The sequence below is a fragment of the Aquitalea sp. ASV15 genome (genome assembly GCF_016429115.1).
Taxonomy (GTDB): domain Bacteria; phylum Pseudomonadota; class Gammaproteobacteria; order Burkholderiales; family Chromobacteriaceae; genus Aquitalea; species Aquitalea magnusonii.
Window position 1 is genome coordinate 1 of sequence record NZ_JAELTZ010000148.1, and the last position, 390, is coordinate 390.

General features: G+C 73.6%; 1 pseudogene. It reads right to left on the reverse strand.

Annotated features, from left to right (window positions below):
- Window positions 1-146: 146 nt before the first annotated feature.
- Window positions 147-390: pseudogene (locus JHD64_RS21255) on the reverse strand (hypothetical protein); the annotation flags it as partial.

Consider the following 390-nt stretch of genomic DNA (forward strand, 5'->3'; position numbering starts at 1 on the left):
CCCCCCCCCCCCCCCCCCCCCCCCCCCCCCCCCCCCCCCCCCCCCCCCCCCCCCCCCCCCCCCTCTCACCGCCCCCCCCCCCACCGACACCTACACTGTTGTTCGTTCGTCGGCAGCGTCAGATGTGTATAAGAGACAGGCCGACATCACCGCCAGCGGTTGTCCAGGGTGGTAGTGGCTTGCAGGTTAAGCGTGCTGGCGGTGATGTCGGCCTGGCTGGTATTGCTGATGCTGTCCGCTTGTATGCTGGGGGGGGGGGGGGGGGGGGGGGGAGCCCACGAGACATTAACAAGGATCTCGTATTCCGTCATCTGCTTGAAAATGGGGGGGGGGGGGGGGGGGGGGGGGGGGGGGGGGGGGGGGGGGGGGGGGGGGGGGGGGGGGGGGGGG